Genomic DNA, 19791 nt, shown 5'->3' with positions numbered 1-19791 from the left:
ACGCGGGGGTCGTCGTACGCCGCTCCACTAACGTTACGCTTCCTGTACTCCTTCCCTGATTAATAATTGCGACTGCTCAGAACAGGTGCATTAGGAAAAAGCTTCTATTCCTAAGCACACCGCTACGCTGTTTTTGATTATGAGCGCTCTGACTCCCTATATTGGAAGCACACTTCACGCATCCATGCGGATATCACCATTCCTATACTTTATGGTAAATGTCGGCACCTTCTTTAAGGAACTGTTCGGATTTTTCATCCATACCGAGTTTTAAAGCGTCTTCCTCCGCAACGCCTTTTGCTTTGGCGTAGTCGCGCACATCTTGGCTGATTTTCATCGAGCAAAAATGCGGGCCGCACATCGAGCAAAAATGCGCGATCTTGGCGGATTCTTTAGGCAGGGTTTCATCATGAAACTCACGGGCTTTTTCAGGATCAAGACCGATATTGAACTGATCTTCCCAGCGGAATTCAAAACGCGCTTTGGACATTGCGTTATCGCGCGCCTGTGCGCCGGGATGGCCTTTAGCCAAATCGGCCGCATGGGCGGCAATTTTGTAAGTCACGATACCTTCGCGGACATCCTGCTTGTTCGGCAGACCCAAATGCTCTTTTTGGGTGACGTAACAAAGCATCGCGCAACCGTACCAGCCGATATTGGCCGCGCCTATCGCCGAGGTGATATGATCGTAACCGGGTGCAATGTCGGTCGTCAGCGGACCTAAGGTATAGAAAGGCGCTTCGCCGCACTCTTCCAACTGCTTCTCCATATTGACCTTGATCATGTGCAGCGGCACATGCCCGGGGCCTTCTATCATGGTTTGCACGTCGTGTTTCCAGGCAATTTTGGTCAGTTCGCCCAGCGTTTCCAACTCGCCGAATTGCGCCGCATCGTTGGCGTCATAAATTGAGCCCGGACGCAGACCGTCGCCTAATGAAAAAGACACATCATAAGCTTTCATGATTTCGCAGATTTCTTCAAAATGCGTGTATAAAAAGCTTTCGGTATGATGGGCCAGACACCATTTCGCCATGATCGAACCACCGCGCGATACGATACCGGTCATGCGTTTCGCGGTTAACGGGACATGGTGCAAACGCACCCCGGCATGAATGGTAAAGTAATCCACGCCCTGCTCGGCTTGCTCGATCAAGGTATCACGGAAGATTTCCCAAGTCAGGTCTTCGGCTTTGCCGTTGACTTTTTCAAGAGCCTGATAGATAGGCACGGTGCCGATAGGTACGGGTGAGTTGCGCAAAATCCATTCGCGGGTTTCATGAATATTTTTACCGGTAGATAAATCCATAATGGTGTCGCCACCCCAACGAATGCCCCAGAGCATTTTTTCGACTTCTTCCTCGATAGACGAGGTAACCGCCGAGTTGCCCAAGTTGCCGTTGATCTTGACCAGGAAATTACGGCCGATAATCATCGGCTCCAATTCCGGATGGTTGATGTTGCATGGAATAATCGCCCGGCCTCTTGCGACTTCGTCACGAACGAACTCAGGGGTAATCACATCGGGAATGGAGGCACCGAAAGAATCGCCGGGATGCTGGTCTTTCCACAAATGACGCATTTCTTCCATCTTTTGGTTCTCGCGAATGGCGATGAACTCCATCTCCGGCGTGATGATGCCTTGTCTTGCATAATGCATTTGCGAAACATTGTTTCCCGCTTTTGCCCTGCGTGGTTTGCGGATATGCTCAAACCGTAATTCAGCGGTAGCAGGATCTTCAAGACGCTGACGGCCGAATTCCGAGCTGGGGCCGGGCAATTCTTCGGTGTCGTTTCTCTCCGCTATCCAGGCTGAACGAATAGCGCCCAAACCTTTTTTCAAGTCGACTTCGACATTGGGATCGGTATACACACCTGAGGTATCGTAGACATAAAGCGGCGGATTTTTTTCAGCACCATTTTCCGAACCAAAATGCACCGGGGTATCGGATAACGTAATTTTACGCATCGGAACTTGTATGTCGGGGCGACTGCCTTGAACATATATTTTTTCCGATGCGGGGTAAGAATCAATTTTTACGCTACTGGATTCAGCAGACGTAACTTCTTTAAGGACAGCGCTCATGTTTATCTCCAACAATAAAACAATAAGGCGCAGGGAAGTCATGGCTTTCCTACGCCGGCATTAACCGGGGTCAGGTTCAAAGGGTTTTTCTCAGCCTTCTTGTCCTTGGTAACACATGGAAACAAAAAAGCACCCCTAGCCTTTACGGATGTATTCCTAAGTTAAAGGATAATGTCGAAGATTGCAAGCTCAGCCCGCATCACAGTAACGACAAACACCTTGTAAAACAAATGGTTTTGATAGCCAAGACCCTTTATAAGACCTCCTTCACAGTCAACATCAGATCATCGATTGCCATTAAGACAAAATATCGGCTAATTAAAATAATCCGAGGGAAAGAATTGCAGGGAAAGCTTTTAGTCGAGCGCTTATCTTGGAAGTGCTTCAGCCCATTGAGGAAATTATTTATCACACTGTAAAAATGATTTTTTTTACCAGCAATGTTAGAATCGATACAATTCCTGAATAACCAGATTTAACGGATGTCAACAGACTCTCAACAGCACACTCACCACCTACCGGTATTGGAATTTAAAAGCAGCACTTTTTCTGTGCCTGTTTTGGTTTTAGCCGGTAATGACATCATTACTATCGAACAACAGTTACAAGAAAAAATCCATCAAGCCCCTGAGTTTTTCAAAAATTCGCCGTTGGTGTTTGACTTGCAGGAACTGAATAGTCTTGATCTCGACATCAATGTTACCGAACTCATCAACATCATTCGTAAGCTGGGTTTATTACCGATAGGAATACGCGGCGGCGTTGCACAACAGAACCAGCAGGCGTTGGAACTTGGAATCCCGATACATTCCGGACATAGCATTGCCGCCTCGTCCGGCACACCAAAACAACAAACGCCTGATCCTGAGCCTGAAGCAGCTCCCGAACCACAATTCATTGCCGCAACCACCACACTGATTACACATCCTGTCCGTTCCGGCCAACGTATTTATGCAGAAGGCGATTTGGTCATTTTAGCCCAAGTCAGTGCCGGGGCTGAGATCCTGGCCGAAGGCAATATTCATGTTTACGGCTCGCTAAGAGGCCGGGCCTTGGCAGGCGTGCAAGGCAACACGGAAGCACGTATTTTCTGTTCCGATTTACAGGCTGAACTTATTTCGATTGCCGGAAATTACAAGATCAGCGAAGATTTGAATAGTGCCGTTCACAATCAGCCCGTTCAAATCTATTTACAAAACCATACTTTAATCATTAAAGATATTTAATTTATATTGCTCTTTGGAGGAAACATTTGTGGCACGAATCATAGTCGTAACATCGGGTAAAGGCGGCGTTGGTAAAACAACCACAAGCGCCGCTATAGCCATGGGGCTTGCAAAAAAAGGTCACAAAACAGCGGTCATCGATTTTGATGTAGGTTTGCGCAACCTGGATTTAATCATGGGTTGCGAACGCCGTGTTGTGTATGATTTTGTCAATGTCATTAACGGTGAGGCGACTCTTAACCAGGCATTGATACGCGATAAAAATTGCAACCTGCTATACATTCTGCCTGCCTCGCAAACCCGGGATAAAGACGCCCTGAGTCAGGAAGGTGTAGGCAAGATTTTAGATGAGCTCAAAAAAGAATTTAAATACATAGTCTGCGACTCCCCAGCCGGCATTGAAAAAGGCGCTCATTTGGCAATGTACTTTGCTGATGATGCGTTTATTGTAACCAACCCTGAAGTCTCTTCAGTGAGGGACTCTGATCGTATGCTGGGCATTTTATCCAGCAAGTCGCGCCGGGCCGAACAAAACGAGGAACCTATCAGGGAATATCTGCTGCTATCACGCTATTCGCCAAACAGGGTAAAATTAGGTGAAATGTTAAGTGTCGATGATGTACAAGAAATTTTATCGCTACATTTATTAGGCGTTATCCCGGAATCAAAATCCGTACTTAATGCGTCAAATTCCGGAACACCTGTTATTCTTGACGAAAAAAGTGATGCGGGTCAAGCTTATGCGGATATTGTTGCCCGGTATTTGGGTGAAGATAAACCACATCGATTCATTGATGAGAAGAAAGGCCTCTTTGGGAAGTTTTTCGGGAGCAAATAATGAGTTTACTGGATTATTTTAAGAAATCTAAAGCCAGCTCGGCGTCACTCGCCAAGGAAAGACTGCAAATTCTGGTTGCTCACGAGCGTAGCTCCAGAAACCAACCCTCTTATCTTCCTCAATTGCAAAAAGAACTGCTGGAAGTTATTCGAAAATACGTTAACGTAGAGCAAGATGCCATATCCGTTAATTTTGAACAAAACGATACTCAGGAGACACTCGAATTAAATATCGTACTGCCTGAACATCAAACCAAGATTTCTTAACACAACAATCCAAGCTAAAGGTGACCACTATGTCTAATACAATCGGCGATGCAGCAGGAATAATCTGGCAATACCTGGATAAAAACGGACCCTCCAGTGTCAATAAAGTTACCACTGAAACAGGTATCAATAGGAATGACGTTCAACGCGCCATAGGCTGGCTATCTAAGGAAGACAAGCTGTCCATTGAGATGGTAGGTCGAGCTGAAACGCTATCGTTGAAATAAATCAGGACTGTAAAGACGTTAACCTACATGGATGTAGGTTATGTCATTTACATTATTATAATGACGGGCAGTTCCCAAAAAGAAACTTTATTGTAGTTCCCGGTGACGGACAATGACATTTAAGAAAGGACCTTTAAACTGCTTGGCGAATGCATCCACCAGATAAACCGAACGATGCTGACCACCTGTGCATCCTATTGCCACGGTCAAATAACTGCGCCCTTCCGCCTCAAACCGGGGAATCCAGCGCTCAAGAAAACCCGTAATGTCCTTAAAAAGCTCGGCAACCAGTTCTTGTTCATTAAGAAAGTCGATTACCGGCTGGTCTTTTCCTGTTAGCCCACGCAATTCCGGAATCCAATAAGGATTCGGCAGACTGCGAGCGTCAAATACAAAATCGGCATCCAATGGAACGCCATGCTTAAAACCAAATGATTGGAACTGCAAAGAAATATGCCTGACATCCCTTTCACCTACCTGGTCTCTGATCAGCTCACGCAACTCGTGGTAATGCGTTCGACTGGTATCAATAACTACGCTGGCGTGTCTTGCAACCGGCGTCAACATTTCCTTTTCAATTTTTAAAGCTTCTTTTAACGGCACATTCGAATCCGTCAACGGATGCCGTCTCCGGGTTTCACTGTAGCGCTTCAATAAAGTAGACTCTTCAGCCTGCATAAAGATAATTTCGCAATCGATCTGTTTATTGCGTATTAGCTCCAAGCTTTCAGAAAAATTGACTAAGCTTTCACTCTGATTCCTGGCATCAATTCCAATTGCCGTCTTTGCATAAGTCTTCTTATCCACCAGCATGACGTGGTTAATAAAGTCTTCCAGCAATGTTACAGGTAGATTATCGATACAATAATAACCACAATCTTCCAGCGTATCCAAGGCGATACTTTTACCCGAACCGGAAAGACCACTGACGATTAATAGTTTCATAATGGGGAACTCAAGGATCAATCGCTTCAGGCAACCGCTCCATGCATTGCTCTTGATAGCTGTTCCAGACGAAATCCTACCTCCTCCATCCTTGGAGCAGTACTTCCTGCATAACCTACAGAGATGTGGATTATGCAGGTTTTATATCGAGAAAAACATCTGCCCGTGCAGCCGATCTTCGTCTCTTTCACCCAGAGCCGTTTACCTTATCTATGGTGTCCGGTTTTTTCTTTATGTTTGATAATTTGACGATCTAACTTATCCACCATAGCATCAATGGCTGCATACATATCTTCCTGATGATCTTCGGCAAACAATTTAGCTCCACTCAATTGCAGCGTTGCTTCAGCTTTTTGAATTAACTTTTCCACGCTTAAAATGACGTGTACATCGGTAACATTATCAAAGTGACGTGCTAATTTTTCAAATTTTGAATCGGTGTGTGCTTTTAAAGCGTCGGTTACTTCAAGATGATGGCCTGTTACGATGACTTGCATGAGATAAACTCCTTAATGGTAAATAATTATTTTGTCAGGCTGCGTTATAAAATACGCTTACGCTGACTTGATGATGAAATAAGCATCGCTTCACGATACTTGGCAATTGTCCTTCTAGCAACATTAATGCCCTTTTCTTTTAATAGCTCGGCTATTTTACTATCACTTAACGGTTTTGCCAGATTTTCATTGCTAATTAACTCTTTAATGAACGCCCTTATGGCCGTAGATGAACACTCTCCCCCTCCTTCTGTTGAAACATGACTGGAAAAAAAATACTTAAATTCGACAATACCATTGGGGGTATGCATAAATTTTTGTGTTGTTACTCTGGATATGGTCGACTCGTGTAATTCCAGCTCTTCAGCAATATCTCTCAATACCATTGACTTCATTGCAATAGAACCGTGTTCGAGAAACCCGGTCTGTTTTTCCACGATACACCGGGCGACACGCAATAAGGTATCGTTACGACTCTGGAGACTTTTAATAAACCATCTTGCTTCCTGCAGATGGTCTTTCATACAGGTATTATCCTTGCTGTTATCCGCTCTTTTTATCATGCTTGAATAAAAAGGATTGATGCGCAATTTGGGTGCTATATCAGGATTCAGGTTGACTTGCCATTTATCGTTTTGCTTAACCACATAGACATCGGGGATAACATATTCGGAATCTGAATCTTGTATCTGCGCTCCCGGCTTGGGATCGAGAGTTCTGATTAATGCTACCACCTCATCCAGTTGCCGTTCTGTCACACCCAATTTACGCATCAATTTTGACTGCTCATGCGTAGCCAACAAATCCAAATACCGGGTAACAAGAGTCAGCGCCTCCTCTTTATAAGGTGTAGTCTCCGGTAACTGCTGTATCTGTATTCTCAAACAATCTTTTAAATCGATCGCCGCGACACCGGCCGGATCAAAATTTTGCACCCGGTGTAGTACCGCATTCACTTCATCGAAATCCAGGTCGTCCAATTGATTCTGCAATCCTTGAAAAATTTCTTCGGGACTACTGATCAGATAGCCATCTTCATTGATCGAATCAATAATAGCCAAAGCAATGGCATGGTCCCGCTCCGAAAACGAGGTCAATTCCATTTGCCATAACAAATGATCCAACAAGGTTGAGGATTTACTACGCTGCGTTTCAAATTCAATAGTTTCAGCGGAACTGGATCCCGACTCCATCGCATATTCATAAACATCATCCCAGGAAGAATCAATGGGTAACTCATCCGGTATATCGGTTTGCGAACCTTGGCTGGTCAATAAATCCGCATTCTCAATTTTTTTTTCCGGCGTTATTTCAGCTTCCTGAACGGTGCTTTCTTCTTCATTAACTTCCAGCATCATATTAGACTCAAGAGCCTGTTGAATTTCCTGCTGCAACTCTAATGTCGACATCTGCAGCAACTTAATCGCCTGCTGCAATTGCGGCGTCATAGCCAGTTGTTGACCCAGTCGAAGATGTAAGGATTGTTTCATTCGGTCACACAATTTAGTAGGGGTGTAACCCCTGTTATTACTCTGTTCTTGGGTAGGACAACCACAAGAGATTGCCCCCTAAATTAAAGACTAAAGTTATTGCCTAAATAAACTTTACGCACTTCTTCATTGGCCACGATAGCTTCCGCGCCACCTTCGGCAATGACTCTGCCATCGTTAAGTATATACGCACGATCACAAATACCTAGCGTTTCCCTGACATTATGTTCGGTAATTAATACGCCAATACCGCGGTATTTCAAATGCTCGATGATTTTTTTTATATCATCTACCGATATCGGATCAACACCGGCAAAAGGCTCATCCAGCAATATAAACTGTGGATTGGTCGCCAATGCCCGGGCAATTTCAACACGCCGCCTTTCACCGCCCGACAAACCCAACGCAATTTGGTCGCGCAGATGAAGGATATGAAACTCCTGCAATAACTCCTCAATCACCAATTCAGCCTGTCCTTGGGTCAAATCGGAACGAATCTGTAAAACTGCACGTAGATTATCCGCCACACTCAGTTTTCGAAAAACCGAGGGTTCTTGCGGCAAATAGCCTATACCTAGTTGAGCTCTCAAATGCATCGGATGATGAGTAATGATTTGCGAATCCAGTGTAATTTCACCTTCGTCCGCTTTAATCAGGCCTACCATCATATAAAAGCTGGTGGTCTTTCCTGCACCGTTAGGCCCCAGTAAACCGACAACTTCACCGGTATCAACATGCAATGAAACGCCATTAACCACATTACGTTTATTGTAGCTCTTAATCAGCTGTTTTGCGGCTAGTCTGGTCATGTTTAAAGGCTAAAGGAAAAAATAAAGAACATTGATTGACCCATCATTTGTTACTGTCTTTCACGACCGGCTGCCCCTGCGACGGCTCTTTACCTTTCGGTTGCAATACAACATGAACGCGCTTGGTATCCGATTCTTTTTCTCCCGCTTTAACGAGTGAAGTTTTAAGATCGTATTCAATAAAGTCACTGGTATAAGCTCCGCTACCTTGCCAGACGGTGGCTTTATCAATCAAAATCAACAAATTCTTTTTAGGATAATACTCACCTGTTAGCGCTTCACCGGTTATATCTTGATCGCCCTCGTGAGGCGTCTGTTTGAATTTTGCCGGCTTGCCGGTAAATACCATTTTATCAGCTTCACCATCGATAAAATAAACCACCAGCTTATCTGAATTCACCCGAATACTGCCCTGAATTGATATCACGTTACCCGTATAAGTACTGGTGGCTTTTACGTCATCATAAGTCGCCGTATTTGAATCGATAATTATCGGCTGGTCGCCGTCGCTTTCCAAGGCGTAAACACCTGCGCTATAAAGCGCTAATAACAGTAAACAGTAGCCACTCCCATGTAACATGCGATAGCGAAGGTTTTTATTTTGTTTCATAGTTACCTTTTACTTTAGAGAGCAATTCCAGATGAATCGGTTCCGCAAAAGTCAGCTTCATACCAACTCCTGTTGTCCAATTCGGCAAACTGATTAGTTCGGCCCATTCATCCGTTTCTGCATAACTGATTTCCGGCTTTACTTTTAAATTGAAGGTATGGATTTTCAACGGCCTGACGCCTTCAGCAGCAGCCCTGTCAACATAAACCTTACCATTTAACAGCAGATCCTTGCCATCAGCAGACAAAACACCGGTTTCTGATTTAATTATCCACGGCGGTGTTTTCTCGTTATAAAAAAACATTAACGGATTTACCATGTACGTGACACTGTCATCACTGTAATGAGTCATTTCATCGGCAATCAATTTACTTTTCGGCCTGCCAAGATCACTCATTTCCCATTTTGTATAACCTTTACTGAAATAATCAGGGCTATGCGCCGGCACCGCTACACGCCCAAACTCATCCGAACCGGTCAATTTAATCAGCCACCAGCTCATTACCGCGATAATGATCAGGTACAAATAACCATAGTTTCCATTTAGCCTGATCATTTCATACCTTAGCTGGCCAGGTAAGCATTCAAAACTTCATCAAAGCGCCCTTGCGCCTGCATAATAAAATCACAAACTTCCCTGACCGCTCCCTGTCCTCCGGGCAATGTCGTACACCAATCGGCGCGTTGTTTAACAGCAAAGTTGGCATCATTAACTGCAATTGCCAGACCTACCCTGATCATTATAGGCAGATCCAACAAGTCATCGCCGACGTGCGCCGCCTGTTCGTGCGTTATGCCCATAAGCTCAATAATCTCATTAAACGCAGCGATTTTATTTTCGTGTCCTTGATACACATGTTCAATACCCAGGTTTTTCATACGCAGCGCAACCGAACTTGATTTGCGCCCGGAAATCACCGCGACCTCAACACCGGTCTGCCTTAGCAATTTGATTCCGTGACCGTCCCTCGCATGAAATGACTTGTATTCGTTGCCCTGACCATCAAAAAACAGCCGGCCATCCGTCAATACGCCATCCACATCCAGAATCAGCAATTTGAGTTTCTTGGCTTTTTCTAAAATAGCCAGTCTGTTTTGTATATCCGTTATCATACGATTCCTGCACGAATCAGGTCATGCATATTCAAAGCCCCTATCGCCCTTTGCTGTTCATCAACAACAATTAACGCATTAATCTTTTTCCGCTCCATAATCTGCATGGCTTCAGCCGCTAAAATATCCGCTGAAATAACCGCACAATTTGGTGTCATGACTTCCGTAATAGAGGTTTTATGTACATCAAGATTCCTGCTCAGCATTCGCCGCAAATCACCATCGGTAAAAATGCCGACAACGTGGTTATCCGCATCAACAATCGCCGTCATGCCCAATTTTTTCTCGGTCATTTCCAGCAACGCATGACTAATCAGCGCAGACTCGGATACTGAAGGCACTTTTTCGTCGGCATGCATAATATCGCCCACCATTAACAATAGGCGTCGGCCTAAACTGCCGCCGGGATGAGATAACGCAAAATCGTCGCGGGTAAAGCCTCGCGCTTCGAGCAGGGAGACTGCCAGCGCATCGCCCATGACCAATGCCGCCGTGGTGCTGGATGTAGGTGCAAGACCCAGCGGGCAAGCTTCTTGCTCAACAGCCACGTTGATATGGGTGGTGGCAAATTTGGCCAGCGTTGAGGCCGGGTTTCCGGTCATCGCTATTAACGGTACGCCCAGCCTTTTAATAATCGGCAATATGGTTAAAACTTCTTCGGTTTCCCCGGAATTTGATAAAGCCAACACAACATCCTGCCGGGTAATCATGCCCAAATCGCCATGACTGGCTTCGCCCGAATGCACAAAAAAAGCCGGCGTTCCGGTACTGGCTAAGGTCGCGGCAATTTTACCGGCAATATGCCCCGACTTACCCATGCCGGTAACCACAACACGACCTTTACAATGGAACATCAACTTACAGGCAACCACAAAATTATCATTAATTTGATCGGCTAATGCGGCAATTGCCTGTGTTTCTACCTGTATAACAGCTAAGCCCAAATTACGGAGCTTTTGATCATGTAATTTCATTTATTTGTATAAATATGTGTCTGCCTCAGTAGCGGCAACCTTACTGCGTCAATGATAAAGCATTTATAGCTTTATGGCGCAGTTGAATATAAATTCACAACGATTTTTGATGATAGTTACTCTGCTTTGCAAACCTGTCGGTTGCAGTAACCAATGCGTCGATCATTTCCTCGCCCTGAGCAATATGCCCGGCATTGGGCAATACGATATATTCTGCATTCGGTAACACTTTATGCAAACTGTAACCGGCTTCCATCGGACAGACCAAATCATAACGTCCATGAATGATAACCGTCGGAATCTGAGCCAAGCTTTCACAGTTGTCTAATATCTGGTTTTCCATAATAAAATAACAATGCTTGGCATAATGCAATTCCATCCGCACCTGCTTAACCATTTTCTCAGTTGAATGCTTGCCTTTCGGACTCGGCTGATAATCGTTGCCTAATGACACCTGTCCGCTCCAGGCCATCCATTCTTTGGCGACCCGTCTTTGGGCCATCTCGTTTTCACCCCATAAGACATCACATAACCCTTGCACCAGATTGCCCGAACTCTGTTCCGGGAGGCTTTCAATCAATCGCTGCCATTGCTCGGGATAAATCTTGCTTGCGCCATCTTTGGCAAACCAGTCCAAATCCTGCTGCCGTGCCAAAAATACCCCGCGAATAATCAAACCGATTACTTTATCTTCATGCTGCTGAGCATACAATAAAGCCAGCGCTCCGCCCCATGAACCACCAAACACTAACCATTGCTCAATAGCCAGTTGATGACGGATACGTTCCATATCATCGATTAAATCCTGGGTGGTATTATTTTCCAGCTCACCAAAAGGCAACGATAAACCGCAGCCGCGCTGATCAAACAGAATAATGCGATAAAACTCGGGATTAAAAAAACGCCGATGATCGGGTTTGGTGCCGGAACATGGCCCACCATGCAGGAAAATAACCGGAATACCCTCAGGATTGCCACTTTGCTCTACATATACGGCATGCTTGCTGCCGGTATTCAAAAAAAAAGTCTGGAAGGGTTCTATCTCAGGATAAAGAATTTTCATGGTTATAACGTCAAATTTGATTTGTTCCCCGGCAAGAACGGGAAAAGACGCTATTTTACCTTGAGCCTTTACCTTCCACCTCTTTTTAATTTTTCAAACATAAAAAAAGGGAGGGGTTTAAAACCCTCCCTTTTATTGGATTTATTTTTAAGCGTTTAGCTTAGAAACCTAAACCGAGGTAACCGCCGGCAGTAACACCGTCTGTGTTAACACCGTCAAGATTCTGCGTAGTTAAGTGATAACGAGCATCAGCACCTACATAAATGTTGTTCCAGATTTTGTAGTCGGCACCAATACCGAACTGCATACCTGGGTTCAATACGGTAATCGCATCAGATGGAGGGCTGACCACATTCAGTTCAAAACCTACAGGAATCAACCAAGGTCTAAATGCACTACCTTTCAAGAATTTTACTTTTGGAGAAGCAGCTAAAGTCAATTGGTTAACTGTCGCTCTTTGAGTATTGGCAGCAGGTAATGCAATACCTGTAGCCGCTGCTATTGTTGCTGTTTCTGCAGGAGATAGACCATTGTTCTTTCTTTCGCCAAGCTGCTTGTAATCGAACATCAATTCAGCCAGGACTTCTGTTTTATCCATAAGACCAAACAGATTGTCATTCACGCTGAAATCAAAACCGGCACCGAAATACCATGAGTCTTTATCGTTTATAGGACCAACTAAGGTACCGTTGTCGTTAGCTAAGCCAAGAGCTGAGACTCTTGTAGGATCCAACGTACCGCCACGTTGACTATTAGCATGACCATAACCGCCACGGAAGAAGACCATGTTGTCTTTGCTTTTTTTGCTTTCTTTCGGTTCTGATTTAACTGAGTTCATCCACTGATCCAACTCCTGAACTTTACTTGCTTCTGCGCTAGAGCGAGGACGGTTTGCTTCTGCTCTTAAACGACTTATTTCAGCCTGCATGGCTTGCAATTGCGCTTCCAATGCATCAACTTTACTGCTCACGCCCGATACATCAGCATGATGCTGCACCTTTGAGCCAGCAACTGCTTGTGGAGAAACCAATGCTCCGGCCATTGTTAATGTTGCTGTCGCAATGCCCAGCGCTAGTTTAGTTTTATTAATCATTTATCCCCCTCATGAGGTTGTTATTTTACAAAAATTTGCTTTAATACAACAAAGCTCATCTTCCGGGGATAATAGTAGCAGCTAAACCAAATCCCTACAAGTTTTAACGACATTTTTTTAATATTAATTAATCCTTATTTTTCAATAAGTATAGAGATATTTTTAATCTAAAATATCATGTCGTATGCGAAAAACAACACTTTATTCAACTGACACTCTCAAACCACAGCCAAAGATCCTTCGCACTTCTGTAGGGTAAATAAAATAAATTTGTTGCAGAGTAATATAGCAAAACCCACTCCGATCTAAATAATCTCGACCCGACCCCATTGGTCAAACGCTTTTTCAATCGCCGCTCACGCGCGCCGTCAAAACCGTATATATTGGTTCCAATAATTTAAGCAGACAAACAGCTTACTAATACAAACTTGATCATAGCTGTGGTTTGTTATAATTAACATTGTTAGATTTACCTACTAACAAGAATATTTATTTTTCGCACTAGTCTTCATCAACACATGACCAAAATCCCGGATATCACCATCATTGGCGGCGGCATTATCGGCTTGCTAACTGCCCGCGAGTTTATTAAGACTGGCGCTACCGTCACGATTATTGAAAAAAACGAACTGGGGCAGGAGTCATCCTGGGCGGGCGGCGGCATCTTGCTGCCGCTTTATCCGTGGCGACAATCAGACGCAATTACCCGCTTGGTGTTGCAAAGCCTGAAGCTGTATCCCTCCTTAGCAGCACAACTGACTGCCGAAACACAGATAGACCCAGAATGGAATCCCTGCGGATTGCTGATCGTTAAAAATCCTGACATTACTGCGGTGGTTAACTGGTGTAACGCCAATGAAATTTTATATCGGCCTGCTGGCGTCGATTTTTTTAACATGCTTAATACAGTGCCCGACCAACCGCTTTGGCTGCCCGAGATTGCCCAGGCACGCAATCCACGATTGGTTAAATCATTAAAACAAAACCTTCTTAACAAGGGCGTTACGCTAATGGAACATTGCGAGTTAACCTCTATTAACCTGACTAAAAGTCGCATTACATCAATCCATACCTCATCCGGCCAGTTCGCCGTCAATCAATTGGTCATTACTGCGGGCGCCTGGACCGGTCAATTGTTTCGGCAGCTCTTTCCGGCTGAAATTGACGATGCCCCCAAAATAGCTCCTGTTAAAGGGCAAATGCTGTTATTTGACGCTCAACCGGAAACGCTAAGCTATATGGTATTGGATGGCGATCAATACCTGATCCCTCGACGCGACGGCAAAATACTCGCAGGCAGCACGGTAGAGCAGGATGAGTTCAATAAGACAACTACAACACAAGCCCGAGATCGACTCAAAGCATTCGCAGTAAATTTATTACCGTCACTTAACGACTTCCCGCTAATTAAACACTGGGCTGGATTAAGGCCGGGCACTGAACACGGCATACCGTATATCGACAAACATCCAAACATCAGTAATTTATATATTAATGCCGGTCACTTTAGAAATGGTTTGGCGATGGGACCAGCATCGGCACAACTCATGGTCGATCTTATTTTGGAGCGCCCTACTGCGGTAGCGCCGGAACCTTATAAACTAACCAGCAAACACTAATACAAATGAACCTTTATCCATTACTGCGCCCTTTGCTATTTTCTCTGGCCCCCGAAACCGCTCACGAAGTGACGCTTAAGCTGCTGAATACGGTCTATATCTCGGGCTTATCCAAACTCATCTACCCGGAAATTGACAACAAGCCCATTAACCTCATGGGACTGGACTTTAAGAACCCGATCGGTCTTGCTGCCGGCCTGGATAAAAACGGCGACTATATTAATGCACTGGCCGCATTGGGTTTCGGCTTTGTCGAGATAGGCACGGTGACACCACGTCCGCAACCGGGCAACCCGAAACCGCGCTTGTTCAGACTGCCTGAGCATCAGGCAATCATCAATCGCATGGGCTTTAATAACCTAGGCATAGACCACCTGCTGGCCCAGGTAAAACAAAGCGATTACTCCGGCATTTTGGGTATTAATATCGGCAAGAATTTTGACACGCCGATCGAAAATGCGGCAGATGATTATTTAATCGGTTTACGTAAGGCATACACATCTGCCAGCTACATTACCATTAATATTTCTTCTCCGAATACGAAGAATCTTCGTCAGCTGCAACAAGGCGATGAAATCAAAAGCCTGATTTCATCTCTAAAAGAAGAGCAGCTCAAACTGCAACAAGGACACAGCAAATACACGCCCTTAGCACTAAAAATAGCACCCGACCTGACTGCCGAGGAAATAGCCCATATTGCCGGACTGTTGCTGGAATTTGAAATCGATGGCGTGATTGCGACCAACACCACCATTGCCCGCGACCTAATTGCAGGGCATCCGCTTGCCAATGAAGCCGGAGGTTTAAGCGGCGCACCGGTTAAGCAACAGTCTACGTTTGTCGTACGGGAACTGGCCGCTAAATTAAACGGCAAGATTCCGATTATTGCGGCAGGGGGGATTTTAAGCGCTGCTGATGCGCGGGAAAAATTAGAAGCAGGAGCGAGTCTGGTTCAGATTTACAGCGGCCTTATTTATCGCGGACCGCAGTTGATATCCGATATCGTGCAGAGTCTTTAGAGTAGCGTCTGTTGCTCTTGAATATAGGATCGAACCTCATCATTGTCGACGCGGGTGTAGATTTCTTCTACTGTTAGCGTCAAACCGATCGAGTCAAACAGTACGCTGTCGCCCATAAAATAATGATTGGAAACCCAGCCTTCACTTTTTCGGCAAACTTCCACATCGACAAAATCCTGTTCGATCAAAACGTATTCTTTCAGGCTGGGGATACTTTGATAGGCGATGCGCTTGGTCGTTTCATCAACACGCCGTGAAGCTTTCGACAAAACTTCGACAACAATCACCGGTGAATCGGTGTAATAATCGTGCTGATTCTGTTCATCGCAGACGACCATCACATCGGGGTAGAAAAACCGGCTGCCGGCCTTGATTTTCAGGTCAGAGCTGAACGGCTCGCAAGGTTTGTTTTTCAAAAAGCTTCTTAACTCACCAAAAACATTACCCGCAATTCGTTCGTGGTTCCTGCTGGCACCCGCCATTGCATAAACGTAGCCGTCAATATATTCATGCTTGATTTCCCTGGTTAATTCACCTGCCAGGTAATCTTCCTCGCTGATCCATCCGCCGGTCGATTGTAAATTTTCTGACATAATGTTACCCCTGCTATCAAACTGCCCAAGATGAGCATTCAATACGAGACATCATAACAACGGCCTTATTCCCCGGCAATCGACATCCACTCAACCAATATAGAACCGGTACGGATATTACCGCGATAATCGACATCATTACCCACGGCAACGATATTTTTAAGCATGTCTTTCAGGTTACCCGCAATGGTGATTTCCTCAACAGGATATTGGATCTTGCCGTTTTCCACCCAGAATCCGGCGGCACCGCGCGAATAATCGCCGGTTACCATATTAACCCCTTGCCCCATCAACTCGGTGACCAGCAATCCGGTATCCAACTCTTTTAACATTCCCTGATGATCAAGTTTGCCCGGATCAATCGTTAAATTATGCACGCCACCGGCATTACCTGTACTGCGCATGCCCAGCTTGCGGGCGGAATAAGTACTCAATACATATCCTCGCAAAATTCCGCCGCTGACGATATCGCGTGTCTGGGTGGCAATACCTTCACCGTCATACGCGCCGCTGCCCAAAGCACCTTTTAACAAGGGCTGCTCGTGGATGCGGACAAATTCAGGGAAAACTTGTGTATCCAGCGCATCCAGCAAAAATGACGATTTACGGTATAAATTGCCGCCGCTGATGGCGCCGATAAACGAGCTTAGCAAACCGGAAGCGGTTTCCGCACAATACAGCACCGGACACTGACGAGTGCTTAAACTACGCGCCTGCAAGCGTCGAAGCGTCCGCTCGGCGGCTTTTTTTCCCACTTCAACAGCAGGTTCCAAATCACGCGCATTTCTTGATACCGTGTACCAGTAATCGCGCTGCATACTGTCGCCGCGTTGCGCCAATACCGAACAGCTCAACGAATGGCGAGTTGAAGCATAGCCTTGAAGAAAGCCCAGAGTATTGCCCATAACACGGACACCTTGGTGCGTATCGACCGAAGCGCCTTCGGAATTACTGATTTCCTCATGATAGGAGCGCGCCGCATCTTCGCATTCGATAGCCAACGCAATCGCCCCGTCAACACCGATATTCCACGGATGGTTAAGATCAAGATCGGGAAACTCGGTAGCCAGCAGCTCCTTTTCCGGCAACCCGGCGTATTCATCTTCGCTGGTATAGCGGGCAATACTGCATGCCGCGCTGACCGTTTCCTTGATTGAAGCGGGCGACAAATCCGTGGTACTGGCAGAACCTTTGCGCTTGCCGAAATAAACGGTCACGCCCAGCCCTTGGTCGCAATGATGCTCTATGGTTTCGACATCGCCCAAGCGCACTGATACCGATAAACCGTTTTCCTGGCTCAAGCCGGCTTCCGCTGCACTCGCACCCTGTTTTACGGCTTCGTCCAGGATGTTCTGAACGGTGTTTTTTAAATGGCTGATTTGTTCGTGATTTTGCACTGTGTTCTCTTAATCTGTTTTTTTAGGCTACTTGCCGACTTATCTGCTGAAACGAAACTTCACTAATATTAGCTTGCGACATTGCATGTTCGATGGTCATTCCAATCAAATTCCCATTTTCATCCAGGTCCAGATAAATATTTTCATTGATTTCTTTGGTCTCGAAAACCGGATGTTCTGAAAACTCCAGCAATGCCGTATCGGTATCTTCAAAATATTTAATTTTCATTGTCTACCTCTTTAAATCCTCTATCAAAGAAAGCATTATGTACCGTCTCTTCATCTTCCAACAAAATAACCCTTAGATATTTTTCCTCTTCCCGAATAAATCCCCATTTTTTAAACCGCCCATCTGACTGCCTTTGGGTCTTAATCGGGTTAGCAACAACATTTTCAATCCATTCAAACTTTATAGATGACCTGTCCGCCCTATTCCGCGTATTAAAGAAAATACTGGGTAAATCTCACCTAAACACTCGTCCCGCCAACTGTCAGCCCGTCAATCTTCATCGTAGGCTGCCCGACACCGACCGGCACACTTTGTCCGTCCTTACCGCAGGAACCGACGCCGCTATCCAGCTCCAGATCGGTACCGACCATAGACACTTTGGTCAAAACATCCGGTCCGTTACCGATTAGCGTCGCGCCTTTAACGGCACGGGTGATTTTGCCGTCTTCGATCAGATAGGCTTCGCTGGCGGAAAACACGAATTTGCCCGAAGTAATATCGACCTGCCCGCCGCCGAAATTTTTCGCATACAAGCCTTTCTTGACCGACTTGATAATTTCTTCGGGATCATGCTGCCCCGGCAGCATATAGGTATTGGTCATACGCGGCATCGGTAAATGTGCGTAAGATTCACGCCGACCGTTACCGGTAGGCTTAACGCCCATTAACCGGGCATTGAGTTGATCCTGCATGTAGCCTTTGAGTATGCCGTTTTCTATCAATACGGTTTTCTCTGTCGGCGTGCCTTCATCATCGATAGTTAACGAACCGCGCCGTCCCGGCAAGGCGCCGTCATCGACTACCGTACATAAATCGGATGCCACTCTCTCGCCGACACGACCGCTGAATGCCGATGTGCCTTTACGGTTAAAGTCGCCTTCTAGGCCGTGACCGATGGCTTCATGCAGCAAAATGCCCGGCCAACCCGGCCCCAGTACTACCGTCATATTGCCGGCCGGGGCTTCGACCGCTTCCAGATTAACCAGCGCTTGTCTTACGGCTTCGCGGCCGTATTTCAGTGCGGTGTCCTGATCGATAAAATAATTATAATCGCTACGGCCGCCACCGCCCATGCTGCCCTGTTCGCGCTGACCGTCCTGTTCGACGATGACCGTGACATTCATCCGCACTAAAGGCCGCACGTCGGCAACCAAAGAACCGTCTTGTCTGGCTACCAGAATATGCTCATGCACGCCGACCAAACTGACGATAACTTCTTCAATCCGGCTGTCCAGTTTGCGTGTTTCACTGTCAACCCTGCGCAACAAGTCGATTTTCTGTTGGTCCGCCAATGATTTTAACGGGTTTTGCACCGCATAATGTTTCGGCCAATCGGCCGCTTTTATAGCGACCTTGCAATGCAAAGGGTCTGCTTCCTGCCCTTGCCGAACAATGGCCTTAACATTATTGGCCGCCTCCAGCAACACAGGCAGTTCAATCCTGTCACTATAGGCAAAACCGGTTTTTTCGCCGAATACCGCACGCACCCCGGCACCCTGTTCGATATTATGACTGCCTTCTTTAATGATGCCGCCTTCCATGACCCAAGATTCAAAATGGCTGGATTGAAAATAAATATCCGCCGCATCAACCGGCGAGCTGAGCAACCGGTTCATAATCTTTTCTATATCACCATCCTGAATACCGGCCGGTATCAAGATGGCTTGTCTTGCAAGGTTTAGTATTTCCATCAAAAGTTA

At 45.8% G+C, this 19791-nt stretch carries 21 protein-coding genes and 1 riboswitch; of the genes, 6 read left to right on the top strand and 15 right to left on the bottom strand.

Annotated features, from left to right (window positions below; genetic code table 11):
* Nucleotides 1-202 precede the first annotated feature (202 nt).
* The gene (gene thiC, locus V7051_RS16290; RefSeq protein WP_333876565.1) at nucleotides 203-2083 is read right to left on the bottom strand and encodes a phosphomethylpyrimidine synthase ThiC; all 1881 of its coding nucleotides are present in this window, start codon (nucleotides 2081-2083) and stop codon (nucleotides 203-205) included.
* Nucleotides 2084-2112: 29 nt separating this feature from the next.
* Nucleotides 2113-2230, bottom strand: a riboswitch (TPP riboswitch).
* A gap of 335 nt (nucleotides 2231-2565) precedes the next feature.
* Between thiC and minC the strand changes: the two genes are divergently transcribed.
* From minC to V7051_RS16270, 4 genes are read left to right on the top strand one after another with little or no spacing between them, the layout of a single operon-like run.
* Nucleotides 2566-3309: a septum site-determining protein MinC gene (gene minC / locus V7051_RS16285; RefSeq protein WP_333876567.1), complete on the top strand. Its 744-nt coding sequence runs from the start codon at nucleotides 2566-2568 to the stop codon at nucleotides 3307-3309.
* A 28-nt stretch (nucleotides 3310-3337) separates the two neighbouring features.
* Nucleotides 3338-4147: a septum site-determining protein MinD gene (minD, locus tag V7051_RS16280; RefSeq protein WP_333876569.1), complete on the top strand. Its 810-nt coding sequence runs from the start codon at nucleotides 3338-3340 to the stop codon at nucleotides 4145-4147.
* The gene (gene minE, locus V7051_RS16275) at nucleotides 4147-4413 is read left to right on the top strand and encodes a cell division topological specificity factor MinE (protein WP_006891874.1); all 267 of its coding nucleotides are present in this window, start codon (nucleotides 4147-4149) and stop codon (nucleotides 4411-4413) included. The genes minD and minE overlap by 1 nt, the downstream gene beginning before the upstream one ends.
* A 29-nt stretch (nucleotides 4414-4442) precedes the next feature.
* The gene (locus tag V7051_RS16270) at nucleotides 4443-4640 is read left to right on the top strand and encodes a winged helix-turn-helix domain-containing protein (protein WP_333876576.1); all 198 of its coding nucleotides are present in this window, start codon (nucleotides 4443-4445) and stop codon (nucleotides 4638-4640) included.
* Nucleotides 4641-4727: 87 nt separating this feature from the next.
* Here V7051_RS16270 and rapZ read toward each other — a convergent pair whose 3' ends face one another.
* From rapZ to V7051_RS16220, 10 genes are all read right to left on the bottom strand, one after another.
* A complete protein-coding gene (gene rapZ / locus V7051_RS16265) occupies nucleotides 4728-5585 on the bottom strand; it encodes an RNase adapter RapZ (RefSeq protein ID WP_333876577.1) in 858 nt (285 codons plus the stop codon).
* A gap of 206 nt (nucleotides 5586-5791) precedes the next feature.
* Nucleotides 5792-6082 (bottom strand): ribosome hibernation-promoting factor, HPF/YfiA family, encoded by a 291-nt coding sequence (gene hpf / locus V7051_RS16260; protein WP_333876579.1) that lies wholly within the window; start codon nucleotides 6080-6082, stop codon nucleotides 5792-5794.
* A gap of 44 nt (nucleotides 6083-6126) precedes the next feature.
* Nucleotides 6127-7572 (bottom strand): RNA polymerase factor sigma-54, encoded by a 1446-nt coding sequence (locus tag V7051_RS16255; protein WP_333876580.1) that lies wholly within the window; start codon nucleotides 7570-7572, stop codon nucleotides 6127-6129.
* An 83-nt stretch (nucleotides 7573-7655) separates the two neighbouring features.
* Nucleotides 7656-8381, bottom strand: coding sequence for an LPS export ABC transporter ATP-binding protein (gene lptB / locus V7051_RS16250; protein ID WP_333876581.1), 726 nt, complete (start codon nucleotides 8379-8381; stop codon nucleotides 7656-7658).
* A gap of 43 nt (nucleotides 8382-8424) precedes the next feature.
* The gene (lptA, locus tag V7051_RS16245; protein ID WP_333876583.1) at nucleotides 8425-8991 is read right to left on the bottom strand and encodes a lipopolysaccharide transport periplasmic protein LptA; all 567 of its coding nucleotides are present in this window, start codon (nucleotides 8989-8991) and stop codon (nucleotides 8425-8427) included.
* Nucleotides 8978-9547 carry an LPS export ABC transporter periplasmic protein LptC gene (lptC, locus tag V7051_RS16240; protein WP_333876585.1) on the bottom strand — a complete coding sequence of 190 codons (570 nt, stop codon included), beginning with the start codon at nucleotides 9545-9547 and terminating at the stop codon, nucleotides 8978-8980. The genes lptA and lptC overlap by 14 nt, the downstream gene beginning before the upstream one ends.
* An 8-nt stretch (nucleotides 9548-9555) precedes the next feature.
* Complete coding sequence (gene kdsC / locus V7051_RS16235) at nucleotides 9556-10104, bottom strand: 3-deoxy-manno-octulosonate-8-phosphatase KdsC (RefSeq protein WP_333876586.1); 549 nt, start codon at nucleotides 10102-10104, stop codon at nucleotides 9556-9558.
* Nucleotides 10101-11078 carry a KpsF/GutQ family sugar-phosphate isomerase gene (locus V7051_RS16230; RefSeq protein ID WP_333876588.1) on the bottom strand — a complete coding sequence of 326 codons (978 nt, stop codon included), beginning with the start codon at nucleotides 11076-11078 and terminating at the stop codon, nucleotides 10101-10103. Before V7051_RS16230 ends, kdsC begins: the two co-directional genes overlap by 4 nt.
* 94 nt (nucleotides 11079-11172) lie before the next feature.
* Nucleotides 11173-12141, bottom strand: a complete 969-nt coding sequence (gene pip / locus V7051_RS16225) for a prolyl aminopeptidase (RefSeq protein WP_333876590.1) — start codon at nucleotides 12139-12141, stop codon at nucleotides 11173-11175.
* Between the two features lie 160 nt (nucleotides 12142-12301).
* On the bottom strand, nucleotides 12302-13234 hold the full coding sequence (locus V7051_RS16220; protein WP_333876592.1) for a porin family protein: 933 nt from the start codon (nucleotides 13232-13234) through the stop codon (nucleotides 12302-12304).
* 518 nt (nucleotides 13235-13752) lie between these two features.
* Between V7051_RS16220 and thiO the strand changes: the two genes are divergently transcribed.
* Both thiO and V7051_RS16210 read left to right on the top strand, forming a co-directional pair.
* A complete protein-coding gene (thiO, locus tag V7051_RS16215) occupies nucleotides 13753-14853 on the top strand; it encodes a glycine oxidase ThiO (protein ID WP_333876594.1) in 1101 nt (366 codons plus the stop codon).
* Nucleotides 14854-14858: 5 nt separating this feature from the next.
* Nucleotides 14859-15872 (top strand): quinone-dependent dihydroorotate dehydrogenase, encoded by a 1014-nt coding sequence (locus V7051_RS16210; protein ID WP_333876596.1) that lies wholly within the window; start codon nucleotides 14859-14861, stop codon nucleotides 15870-15872.
* Here V7051_RS16210 and V7051_RS16205 read toward each other — a convergent pair.
* The 4 genes from V7051_RS16205 to tldD form a co-directional block, all read right to left on the bottom strand.
* Complete coding sequence (locus tag V7051_RS16205) at nucleotides 15869-16465, bottom strand: Uma2 family endonuclease (RefSeq protein WP_333876598.1); 597 nt, start codon at nucleotides 16463-16465, stop codon at nucleotides 15869-15871. The genes V7051_RS16210 and V7051_RS16205 overlap by 4 nt on opposite strands.
* Nucleotides 16466-16530: 65 nt before the next feature.
* Entirely contained in the window at nucleotides 16531-17862 is a 1332-nt protein-coding gene (gene pmbA / locus V7051_RS16200; RefSeq protein WP_333876600.1) for a metalloprotease PmbA, read from the bottom strand.
* Nucleotides 17863-17884: 22 nt separating this feature from the next.
* The gene (locus V7051_RS16195; RefSeq protein WP_333876601.1) at nucleotides 17885-18091 is read right to left on the bottom strand and encodes a DUF2283 domain-containing protein; all 207 of its coding nucleotides are present in this window, start codon (nucleotides 18089-18091) and stop codon (nucleotides 17885-17887) included.
* Nucleotides 18092-18330: 239 nt separating this feature from the next.
* Nucleotides 18331-19782, bottom strand: coding sequence for a metalloprotease TldD (gene tldD, locus V7051_RS16190; protein WP_333876603.1), 1452 nt, complete (start codon nucleotides 19780-19782; stop codon nucleotides 18331-18333).
* Between the last annotated feature and the right edge of the window lie 9 nt (nucleotides 19783-19791).

The organism is Methylobacter sp., from assembly GCF_036845245.1.
GTDB lineage: Bacteria > Pseudomonadota > Gammaproteobacteria > Methylococcales > Methylomonadaceae > Methylobacter_A.
The sequence above is the reverse complement of the archived record's forward strand: the minus strand, read 5'-3'. Positions and strand labels throughout refer to the sequence as shown.

What these genes read in the sequence shown, in the direction of transcription:
- thiC (WP_333876565.1), bottom strand. Translation starts at nt 2,083, where the DNA reads ATGAGCGCTGTCCTTAAAGAAGTTACGTCTGCTGAATCCAGTAGCGTA.
- minC (WP_333876567.1), top strand. Translation starts at nt 2,566, where the DNA reads ATGTCAACAGACTCTCAACAGCACACTCACCACCTACCGGTATTGGAA.
- minE (WP_006891874.1), top strand. Translation starts at nt 4,147, where the DNA reads ATGAGTTTACTGGATTATTTTAAGAAATCTAAAGCCAGCTCGGCGTCA.
- V7051_RS16270 (WP_333876576.1), top strand. Translation starts at nt 4,443, where the DNA reads ATGTCTAATACAATCGGCGATGCAGCAGGAATAATCTGGCAATACCTG.
- rapZ (WP_333876577.1), bottom strand. Translation starts at nt 5,585, where the DNA reads ATGAAACTATTAATCGTCAGTGGTCTTTCCGGTTCGGGTAAAAGTATC.
- hpf (WP_333876579.1), bottom strand. Translation starts at nt 6,082, where the DNA reads ATGCAAGTCATCGTAACAGGCCATCATCTTGAAGTAACCGACGCTTTA.
- V7051_RS16255 (WP_333876580.1), bottom strand. Translation starts at nt 7,572, where the DNA reads ATGAAACAATCCTTACATCTTCGACTGGGTCAACAACTGGCTATGACG.
- lptB (WP_333876581.1), bottom strand. Translation starts at nt 8,381, where the DNA reads ATGACCAGACTAGCCGCAAAACAGCTGATTAAGAGCTACAATAAACGT.
- lptA (WP_333876583.1), bottom strand. Translation starts at nt 8,991, where the DNA reads ATGAAACAAAATAAAAACCTTCGCTATCGCATGTTACATGGGAGTGGC.
- lptC (WP_333876585.1), bottom strand. Translation starts at nt 9,547, where the DNA reads ATGATCAGGCTAAATGGAAACTATGGTTATTTGTACCTGATCATTATC.
- kdsC (WP_333876586.1), bottom strand. Translation starts at nt 10,104, where the DNA reads ATGATAACGGATATACAAAACAGACTGGCTATTTTAGAAAAAGCCAAG.
- V7051_RS16230 (WP_333876588.1), bottom strand. Translation starts at nt 11,078, where the DNA reads ATGAAATTACATGATCAAAAGCTCCGTAATTTGGGCTTAGCTGTTATA.
- pip (WP_333876590.1), bottom strand. Translation starts at nt 12,141, where the DNA reads ATGAAAATTCTTTATCCTGAGATAGAACCCTTCCAGACTTTTTTTTTG.
- V7051_RS16220 (WP_333876592.1), bottom strand. Translation starts at nt 13,234, where the DNA reads ATGATTAATAAAACTAAACTAGCGCTGGGCATTGCGACAGCAACATTA.
- thiO (WP_333876594.1), top strand. Translation starts at nt 13,753, where the DNA reads ATGACCAAAATCCCGGATATCACCATCATTGGCGGCGGCATTATCGGC.
- V7051_RS16210 (WP_333876596.1), top strand. Translation starts at nt 14,859, where the DNA reads ATGAACCTTTATCCATTACTGCGCCCTTTGCTATTTTCTCTGGCCCCC.
- V7051_RS16205 (WP_333876598.1), bottom strand. Translation starts at nt 16,465, where the DNA reads ATGTCAGAAAATTTACAATCGACCGGCGGATGGATCAGCGAGGAAGAT.
- V7051_RS16195 (WP_333876601.1), bottom strand. Translation starts at nt 18,091, where the DNA reads ATGAAAATTAAATATTTTGAAGATACCGATACGGCATTGCTGGAGTTT.
- tldD (WP_333876603.1), bottom strand. Translation starts at nt 19,782, where the DNA reads ATGGAAATACTAAACCTTGCAAGACAAGCCATCTTGATACCGGCCGGT.